Annotated in this window: 7 protein-coding genes and 1 tRNA gene; 3 read left to right on the top strand and 5 right to left on the bottom strand. The window is 69.4% G+C overall.

Going from position 1 to position 8721, the window contains the following annotated elements; all coding sequences use genetic code 11:
- Window positions 1–96 precede the first annotated feature (96 nt).
- Window positions 97–672 carry a TerD family protein gene (locus ACFXB5_RS00655; protein WP_385201054.1) on the bottom strand — a complete coding sequence of 192 codons (576 nt, stop codon included), beginning with the start codon at window positions 670–672 and terminating at the stop codon, window positions 97–99.
- 263 nt (window positions 673–935) lie between these two features.
- Window positions 936–1358, bottom strand: a complete 423-nt coding sequence (locus tag ACFXB5_RS00650; RefSeq protein WP_385201052.1) for a molybdopterin-binding protein — start codon at window positions 1356–1358, stop codon at window positions 936–938.
- A 180-nt stretch (window positions 1359–1538) separates the two neighbouring features.
- On the opposite strand from ACFXB5_RS00650, the gene ACFXB5_RS00645 reads away from it, so the two are divergent.
- Window positions 1539–1943: a MazG nucleotide pyrophosphohydrolase domain-containing protein gene (locus tag ACFXB5_RS00645; RefSeq protein WP_385201050.1), complete on the top strand. Its 405-nt coding sequence runs from the start codon at window positions 1539–1541 to the stop codon at window positions 1941–1943.
- A 228-nt stretch (window positions 1944–2171) separates the two neighbouring features.
- Entirely contained in the window at window positions 2172–4271 is a 2100-nt protein-coding gene (locus ACFXB5_RS00640) for a UvrD-helicase domain-containing protein (RefSeq protein WP_385201049.1), read from the top strand.
- Between the two features lie 156 nt (window positions 4272–4427).
- On the opposite strand, the gene ACFXB5_RS00635 is transcribed toward ACFXB5_RS00640, so the two are convergent.
- Both ACFXB5_RS00635 and ACFXB5_RS00630 read right to left on the bottom strand, forming a co-directional pair.
- A tRNA-Pro gene (locus tag ACFXB5_RS00635) sits at window positions 4428–4501 on the bottom strand.
- Between the two features lie 96 nt (window positions 4502–4597).
- The gene (locus tag ACFXB5_RS00630; RefSeq protein ID WP_385201047.1) at window positions 4598–5527 is read right to left on the bottom strand and encodes a metallophosphoesterase; all 930 of its coding nucleotides are present in this window, start codon (window positions 5525–5527) and stop codon (window positions 4598–4600) included.
- Window positions 5528–5604: 77 nt separating this feature from the next.
- Here ACFXB5_RS00630 and ACFXB5_RS00625 point away from each other — a divergent pair, with 77 nt between their 5' ends.
- Window positions 5605–6075, top strand: coding sequence for a GatB/YqeY domain-containing protein (locus tag ACFXB5_RS00625; RefSeq protein WP_385201045.1), 471 nt, complete (start codon window positions 5605–5607; stop codon window positions 6073–6075).
- Window positions 6076–6259: 184 nt separating this feature from the next.
- Here ACFXB5_RS00625 and ACFXB5_RS00620 read toward each other — a convergent pair whose 3' ends face one another.
- Window positions 6260–8515 (bottom strand): transglycosylase domain-containing protein, encoded by a 2256-nt coding sequence (locus tag ACFXB5_RS00620; protein ID WP_385201043.1) that lies wholly within the window; start codon window positions 8513–8515, stop codon window positions 6260–6262.
- Window positions 8516–8721: the final 206 nt, after the last annotated feature.

The raw sequence follows: 8721 nt of genomic DNA, 5'->3' as shown, positions 1-8721 counted from the left end.
TCGCGCGCGCTCTCTTGGTTCTTCTTCCTGCCGCGCGGGCCGGGCGGCGCGGCCGGGGCCGCGGCGCGGGCGCGCCGCCCCGCGGGAGGGCGTCAGTCAGAGATTGACGCCGAAGTCGGAGGCGATGCCCGCGAGCCCCGAGGCGTACCCCTGGCCGACCGCGCGGAACTTCCACTCCGCGCCGTTGCGGTAGAGCTCGCCGAAGACCATCGCCGTCTCGGTCGCGGCGTCCTCGCTCAGGTCGTAGCGGGCGAGTTCGACGTTGTCGGCCTGGTTGACCACTCGGATGAAGGCGTTCCGGACCTGACCGAAGTTCTGGTCGCGGCCCTCCGCGTCGTGGATGGAGACCGGGAAGACGATCCTGGCGATCTCGGCGGGCACGGCGGCCAGATTGACCTTGATGGACTCGTCGTCGCCCTCGCCCTCACCGGTGAGGTTGTCGCCGGTGTGCTCCACGGAGCCGTCGGGGCTGGTGAGGTTGTTGTAGAAGACGAAGTGCCGGTCGGACGCGACCTTACCGGCCTCGTCGCAGAGCAGTGCGCTCGCGTCGAGGTCGTAGTCGGTGCCCGTCGTCGTCCGCACGTCCCAGCCCAGGCCGACAAGAACGGCGCTCAGGCCCGGCGCCTCCTTGCTCAGCGAGACATTGCCGCCTTTGGACAGGGAAACTCCCACAATCTCCTCCTCGTGTTCGGTGGACCGGAGTCAAAATCTACAGCACTGTAGAAATTGACGAGCGAGGGACGGAGGGGTTGGCGAGATCTGGGCGGGCGAAGGGAAGGCGGGGCGAAGACGAGGCAGGACGGGGGGGAGGGAGGCGGGGGCGAAAGCGGGTCGGGGTGAGCGCGAGACGAGGCGGGGCGAAGTCGATGACCCATCTGGCCCACCGACTCACCGCACCGCCGCACCACCACCCCCATCGCCCATCGCCCATCGGCCTACGCGGTGGCGAGCGACACCTCGGTCGACTTGATCAGAGCGGTCACGCGGCTGCCCTCGGCGAGCCCCAGCTCCGCCGCCGCGTCCTGGGTGATGGCGGCCGTGAGCTCCTGGCCGCCGCCGATGTCGATGACGACGGTGGCCATGGCGGCCCCGAGGGTGAGGCGGCTGACGGTGCCCGGGAGACGATTGCGGATGCTCAGCCCCGAGACCTCCCCGGTGGCCAGCGCCACCTCGGTGGCCTTGGCCAGGGCCGTCACCTCGGAGCCCTCCCCGATACCGAGCTCCGTCACGGCGCTCATGGTCACGGCGGCCGTCACCATCTGTCCCCCGGACAGCCGCCCCTGGACCGTTGCCATGGCCTCGCCAGGCGTCACGGAGACGACGGTGGCGGGGAGCTGATTGCGGATGCTGAGACTCATGGGTGCACCACCCCGGAGGCGGAGGTCAAAGGCCTGATACGCCTCACCCTAGGCACCCACCCGAGGATCCGCGCGCCGACGCACAACGGCCCCATACGCCGCACAGGGCTGGGCGGCGCCCCCGCACCACCCCCCTCCGCCGCACCCAGCCACCCCCACCCCCCACGTACGATCGGATGAATGCGCCGCTCTCCCGCCGACCTCGTCCGCGAATTCCACCTGGCCTTCGGCCTGGACGCCCGTAAGACCCCCACCGAGGTCTCACCGGAACTCGCCGCCCACCGCCAGGACCTCCTGGCCGAGGAGTGCGCCGAAGTGGCCGAGGCGAGCGCTCACAGCACCCTCGACCACCTCGCCCACGAACTGGCCGACGTCGTCTACGTCGCCTACGGCACCGCCCTGGTCCACGGCATCGACCTCGACGAGGTGATCGCCGAGATCCACCGGGCCAATATGACCAAACTCGGCCCCGACGGCCGCCCCACCCTCCGCGCCGACGGCAAGGTCCTCAAGGGCGCCCACTACCAGGCCCCCGACATCCTGGCCGTCCTCCGCCGCCAGGGCTGGACCGACTCGGCCGAATAGGCGTCCCGTCCGGCCGGAAGCCGTACCGCGCTTGACCGCGAGCCGATCACGACGCACCGCCCGCCTCGCCACCATCTTCGGCGCCGCGCCGACGAGTTGACCTGATCGCTACTCCATCTCCCCCGGCTGGGCGTCCTACGATCATTGGTCCGCGTACGAGGGGGCGAGATGGGGGCTGGCGGACCGGCGCCGCGGCGCGCGCAGGAGGCGAGGCGGCAGGAGCGGCTGTTGCGCGAGCAATGGCAGGCCGCCCGGCAGGAGACCCGCCGCTGGGAGGCGGCGAGCGAGGGCGAGCGCCGGGTCGCGGCGCAGCTTCTGGTCCTCACCGAACGCGGCTGGCGGCTCCTGGTGGCCCGGCGCCGGGCCGCCGCTCGCACGGCCACCGCGTACATGCTGCTCGTCGGGCCGGGCGGTGTCTTCGTCCTGGACGTGAAGGACTGGCGGGCCTCACCGCAGATCGTCGACGGACGACTGCACGCCGCCGGGGAGGACCACGATTCGCATGTGCGCAGGCTCCTGGAGATGACGAGGACGGCCGAAGGGGCCGTGGCGTCGTTGGGACTGTCTCCGGTGGCTGTGCGCCCGCTGATGGTGTTCGCCGGACAGCGGGTGGACGCGACCTGCGGTCGGGTCCGGCTGCTCGGCGAACACGAGGTCGGGCCGATGCTGCTCCACGAGCCTCGGCGCATGAGGCCGGAGGCCGTCCGGGCGATCGGGGAGATTCTGGAGCGTGCCTTCCCGGAGTACGAGCGCGCGTCCCTCACAAGGCCGACCGAGCGGCCGTCGGAGCTTCAGGGGCAGAAGCGCCAGAGCCAGGCCCCTCAGAGCCAGGCCCCTCAGGGCCAGGCCCCTCAAGAACAGCAGGAAGACGGGCTGTTCGATGTCGAGGGGCTACGCGACGCCGCCCTTACGGACGCCATGAAGGTGCCCATCGAGCAGTGGATGACCTTCCTCGACCCCGCCCAGCTGCCACTCGTACGACGCAACTGGTCGGGCCCCGCGCGGATCAACGGCCCCGCGGGTACGGGCAAGACGGTGGTCGGCCTGCACCGGGCGGCACACCTGGCCCAGCGCACCAGCGGACGCGTCCTGTACGTCACCTATGCCAACAACCTTCCGCGCGTGCAGAGCACGTTCCTGAAGACCATGTCCCCGGCCGTGGCGGCCCGCGTGGACTTCAGCAGCCTGCATCAGTGGGCTCAGGAGTTCCTCCGCGAGCGCGGTGTCGACGTCCGCCTGCACGGGCACAAGGCCGAGACCGCGTTCAGCCGGGCCTGGACACACGTGGGACGCGGCAGCCGACTCGTGGAGCTCGACCCCGCCCCGCTCTACTGGAAGGAGGAGATCGACCACGTCATCAAAGGACGTGGCATCACTTCCTTCGAGGAGTACGCCGCCCTGCGCCGGATCCGCCGTAAGGCGGCGTTGCGCCGTCCCCATCGCGAGGCGGTGTGGGCCCTCTACCAGACCTATGAGCAGTTGCGGATCGAGAAGGGCGTGCATGACTTCAACGACGTCCTCTCCCTCGCCCTCGCCGAGGTGCGGAAGGCCGAGCCGGCGGCACCCTCGTACGCCGCCGTGATCGTCGACGAGGTCCAGGACCTCTCACTGTTGGGAGTGCGGCTGCTCCACGCCCTGGTCGGCGACGCCCCCAATGGCCTGCTCCTCATCGGCGACGGGCAGCAGGCCGTCTATCCCGGCGGCTTCCGGCTGAGCGACGCCGGTATCGATGTCCGCGGCGACCGCGGACAGGTGCTGCGCACCAACTACCGCAACTCCAAGGAGATCCTGGAGGAGGCTCTCGCCGTCGTGTCCGACGACGCGTTCGAGGACATCGACGGAGTGCGCACGCCAGGTCGGCGCGATGTGGACCTGACCTACTACGACGGCAAGGTCATGCGCTCGACGCGGCCCACTGTCGCCGAACACGACCAGGATCTCGTGGACACGCTTCGGGCCCTCCCGGCCGACGGCCTCGGCGATGCGGCCGTTCTCTGCCCCTCCATGCGTGCCATCAGCCACTACCAGCGCCTTCTCACCCAGGCCGGGCTCCCGGTATGCCTGCTCGAGCACTACGACGGTCGCCCCGTCGAGGCCGTGAAGTTGGGCAGCTACCGCCGGGCCAAGGGACTTGAGTTCAAGTACGTCTGCCTGCCGCGCCACGACGAGTACGTCAACGCCCGGTCCGGCTCGTCCGAGACGGCGCCCGAGCGACAGCAACTGGCCCGCAGCCAGCTCTTCGTGGCCATGACCCGAGCACGTGACGTCCTCTGGCTGGGCAGCGTCACCCCCGACGCCCCAGATCCGTCCCCGCGCGGGACACCCTGACTGATGGCCCCGACCAGGGCCGCGTGACACGACCCACACCTCGGCGGCCGCCCGAGCGATCACCGTGGTGTCCCGGCCGTCACCAGCCGACTCCGAAACGAGTCAGGGGCCCGACCCGCTTTCGCGGATCAGGCCCCTGACCTGGTGTTCCTTCAGTCGGGGTGGCGGGATTTGAACCCACGACCTCTTCGTCCCGAACGAAGCGCGCTGCCAAGCTGCGCTACACCCCGAAGCAACGAGCTCTACTTTAGCGGACCTGTGGCCAGAGACGAAATCCGGTTTTCGAGGTCCCGCAGGTCGGGGCGGTCCCGGTGGGTGGGGTGGGGTCAGGGGGTCTGGGGGGTGAGGGTGAGCAGGGTGGCTTCCGGGGGGCAGGCGAAGCGGACCGGGGTGTAGCGGTTGGTGCCGCAGCCCGCGGAGACGTGGAGGTAGGAGGTGTGGCCGCCGGCCTGGTGCTGGGAGAGGCCCTTCACCCGGCGGGCGTCCAGGTCGCAGTTGGTGACCAGGGCGCCGTAGAAGGGGATGCACAGCTGGCCGCCGTGGGTGTGGCCCGCGAGGATCAGGGGGTAGCGGTCCGCGGCGAAGGCGTCGAGGACACGCAGATACGGGGCGTGGACCACGGCCAGGGAGAGATCGGCGCCCGACTCGGGGCCGCCGGCCACCTCGGCGTAGCGATCGCGCTTGATGTGGGGGTCGTCGAGGCCGGTGAGGGCGATCTCGATGTCCTCCAGCTTCAGCCGGCCGCGGGTGTTGGACAGCCCGACCCAGCCGGCCGTGTCGAAGGCGTCGCGGAGCTCCGTCCACGGGTTGTGGATGGCGCCGACGACCGGGGGGTTGCCGTTCAGGCCGTGCTTTCCGCTGGCCTTCTCCAAGAGGTAGCGGGCGGGGTTGCGCGGTTTCGGGCCGTAGTAGTCGTTCGAGCCGAAGACATACGCACCGGGGAACTCCATCAGCGGGCCCAGCGCGTCCAGGACCTCCGGCACGCCCTCCGGGTCCGAGAGGTTGTCCCCCGTGTTCACCACGAAGTCGGGGCGCAGCCCGGCCAGGGACTGGAGCCAGCGCTGCTTCTTGCGCTGGCCGCTCACCATGTGGATGTCGGAGACCTGCAGGACGCGCAGGGGGCGCATCCCCCGCGGGAGCACCGGAACGGTGATCCGCCGGAGCCTGAAGGACCGGACTTCGAAGCAGGCGGCGTAGGCGAGACCGGCCGCGCCGACCGCCGTGATTCCCAGGGGTACTCCGTATCGCGCGCGCATGCCGTCCATGGTCGCAGAACGCCGCCGGGGGAGAAATCTTCGGGTGATTCCCGGCCAGTGCTGGCACACTCGACGCCATGACCACCACGCTCAAGTCCAGGCTGCAGGCCGATCTCACCGCGGCGATCAAGGCGCGCGACGAGCTGCGCTCCTCGACTCTCCGGCTCACCATCACCGCGATCACCAAGGAAGAGGTCGCGGGCGAGAGCGCACGTGAGCTGTCCGACGCCGAGGTGGAGAAGATCGTCGCACGGGAGGCCAAGAAGCGCCGTGAGGCCGCCGAGGCGTTCGAGAAGGGTGGACGCGCCGCGCAGGCCGAGCGGGAGAAGGCGGAGGGCGAGGTGCTCGCCGAGTATCTGCCGAAGCCCCTTACGGACGACGAGCTGAACGCCCTGGTGGCCGACGCCGTGCGGGAGGCCGCGGCGGGCGGCGCGGAGGGGCCGCGGGCCATGGGCGCCGTGATGAAGATCGTGAACCCGAAGATCGCCGGGCGGGCGGAGGGCGGCCGGGTCGCCGCCGCGGTGAAGCGGCAGCTCGCGGGCGGGTAGTCCCTGCCCGGAGGGCGTCTTGTCGCGCTGGGTTATGGGTCGCGTGCACTGTGTGCTCCGCCATTGGGCGCACACATAAGACGTGGGTGCACAGATCAAAGAGTGCGCATATAAGAGGTGCACATTAAAGGGGGGCCGGACATCTCTGTCCGGCCCCCCTTCAGCGCTCCATCACGAGCCACCGCTACCGCGGGAAGTTCCAGCCACCATTCCCGTTGCCGTTGCCGCCTTTCCCATTGCCGCCGCCGATCAGGTCGGGGGGCAGGGAGATCTCCGGCCACGGGTTGTCCTGGCCGCCGTTGTCGCCCTTGTCGTTGCCCCTGTCGCGGCCCGGCCTGCGGTCGCCCGGCTTCTTGCCGTCGTGGGGCTTGCGCTGGTTCGGGTCCTTGATCTGGACGTTCACGAAGTCCGGCGCCGGCTTGCCGTCCAGCGCGCCGCTCATCGCGTCCTTCCAGATCGGGCCGGGGGTGTCCGCGCCGTAGACCTTGTCGTGGGGGACGCCGCCGATGGTGATGTTCTCCATCTTGACGCCCTTGGGGCCCGGGCCGCCGACCCACACCGCACCGGCCATGTTCGGGGTGTAGCCGACGAACCACGCGGCCCTGCGCTCATCCGTCGTACCCGTCTTACCGGCGCTCGGGCGGCTCTGGAGCCCGGCCTGCTTGCCGGTGCCGTCCTCGACCACTCCGCGCAGCAGCTTGTTGATGGTGTCCGCGGTCTTCTCCGACATCGCGCGCGAACACTTCGACTGCGGCACCTTCAGCTTCTTGCCGCCGGGGCCGCTGATCGACTCGATGAAGACGGGCGAGCAGTAGACACCGCGGTTGGCGAAGGTCGCGTAGGCGTTGGCCATGGTGAGCGGCGAGAAGCCCTCGGAGCCGAGGGTGAGCGAGGGCACCTGGTTGTGCTCCTTGCCGTCGGCGCGCTTGGCCCCCATCTTGTCGGCCATCTGCGTCACCGGGCAGACCCCGATGTCGCTGATCAGCTGGACGAAGTAGGTGTTGACCGACTTGGCGGTCGCGTCCTTCATCCCGTACGGGCCGACTTCCTTCTCGTTCTCGTTCTCGACGGTCGCGCCCTCGTCGTTGCTCCAGGTGCCCTTGCAGGTGGTGACCGGGCTCGGGTACCTCATCTTGTACGGCGAGGAGTAGCGCTGGTACGGCTTCTTGCCCTGCTCGATGGCGGCCGCCGCGGTGATCGGCTTGAACGTGGAGCCGACCTGGAAGCCGTAGTTCGAGCCGCCCATGGACTTGTCCGCGGACAGGTTGATCTGGGTCTCGTTCTCGCCGAAGCCGTACGGCCTGGACTGGCCCATCCCCAGCACCTTGCCGGTGCCCGGCTCGACCAGCGTCACCGCGGTGGCCACCGGGTCGGACTGGTAGACATGCTTCTTGATCGACTCCTGGACCGACTCCTGAGCCTGCGGGTCGAGCGTCGTGCGGATCGTCAGACCGCCCTGGGTCCAGCGCTTGGCGCGCGCCTCCGCCGTCTTGCCGAAGGTCGGGTCGTTGAGCAGAGTCTCGCGGACGTAGTCACAGAAGAACCCGGCGCCCTTGACGGCCGTGATGCAGCCGCTCCTGGGCATGCTGACCTTGAGGCCGAGCGGCTTCTTCTGGGCCGCGGCGGCCTGCGCCGGAGTGATGTCCTTCACCTCGGCCATGCGCCGCAGAACGGTGTCGCGGCGCGCCTTGGCGGACGTCGGGGCGTTGATCGGGTCGTAGCGGCTGGGCGACTGGACGAGACCGGCCAGCAGCGCCGCCTGCTCCAGCTTCAGATCCTTGGCGGACTTGCTGAAGTAGCGCTGGGAGGCCGCCTCGATGCCGTATGCCTGCTGCCCGAAGAAGGTGATGTTCAGGTAGTTCTCGAGGATCCGCTTCTTGCCCAGTTCCTTCTCGACCTTGATCGCGTACTTCAGTTCCTTGATCTTGCGGCCGATGGACTGCCGGGTGGCCTGGGCGACCTTCTCCTTGTCGTCGCCCGCCTCCTCGACGAACACGTTCTTCACATACTGCTGGGTCAGCGTGGAGGCTCCCTGGGACACCCCGCCGTCCTGCGCGTTGCTGTTGACCGCGCGCAGCACGCCCTTGAGGTCGACCGCCCCGTGCTCGTAGAAGCGGGCGTCCTCGATCGCGACGATCGCCTGCCGCATGTACGAGGAGACGTCGTTCAGCTTCACGATCGTCCGGTCGCGGGAGTAGACCTTCGCGATCTCCCCGCCCTTGGCGTCCAGGATCGTGGTCCGCTGGCTGAGCGGCGGTGTCTTGAGATTGGCCGGAATTCCGTCGAACTCCTCGACCGTTCCCTTGGCCGCGAGGCCGAGCGCCCCGACGGCGGGAAGCGCGAGCCCGGCCATCACGGCCCCGGCCAGCGCGCTGACGCCGAGGAACTTGGCGGCCTGTTGAGCGGCGGACAGCCCTCCGCTCGAGCGCGTGTTTCCCATAGGACGCAGCCTACGTCTCGAATCGCCGGACAGGGCACCGGGTGTTCGCATAAGCTGTTTCACGCCAGTCACAGCTGTGTGGCTGAGCCACACCTCACACCCTCACTCAAGTGAGCGATGAGAGCTGCCCGGATTGCGGCCCCTGTCCTGAGCTGCCCGTTGTTCGGTGCGTGAACTGCCCTGATTTGCACTAGTAATCGCAAATG

The sequence above is a fragment of the Streptomyces sp. NPDC059455 genome (assembly GCF_042750115.1).
Classification (GTDB): Bacteria; Actinomycetota; Actinomycetes; order Streptomycetales; family Streptomycetaceae; genus Streptomyces; species Streptomyces endocoffeicus.
This window is presented reverse-complemented; position numbering and strand designations above follow the sequence as displayed.

Excerpts from the sequence above, each read along its gene's own strand:
- ACFXB5_RS00630 (WP_385201047.1), bottom strand. The coding sequence starts at position 5,527 with ATGCGCGCGCGATACGGAGTACCCCTGGGAATCACGGCGGTCGGCGCG.
- ACFXB5_RS00650 (WP_385201052.1), bottom strand. The coding sequence starts at position 1,358 with ATGAGTCTCAGCATCCGCAATCAGCTCCCCGCCACCGTCGTCTCCGTG.
- ACFXB5_RS00625 (WP_385201045.1), top strand. The coding sequence starts at position 5,605 with ATGACCACCACGCTCAAGTCCAGGCTGCAGGCCGATCTCACCGCGGCG.
- ACFXB5_RS00645 (WP_385201050.1), top strand. The coding sequence starts at position 1,539 with ATGCGCCGCTCTCCCGCCGACCTCGTCCGCGAATTCCACCTGGCCTTC.
- ACFXB5_RS00620 (WP_385201043.1), bottom strand. The coding sequence starts at position 8,515 with ATGGGAAACACGCGCTCGAGCGGAGGGCTGTCCGCCGCTCAACAGGCC.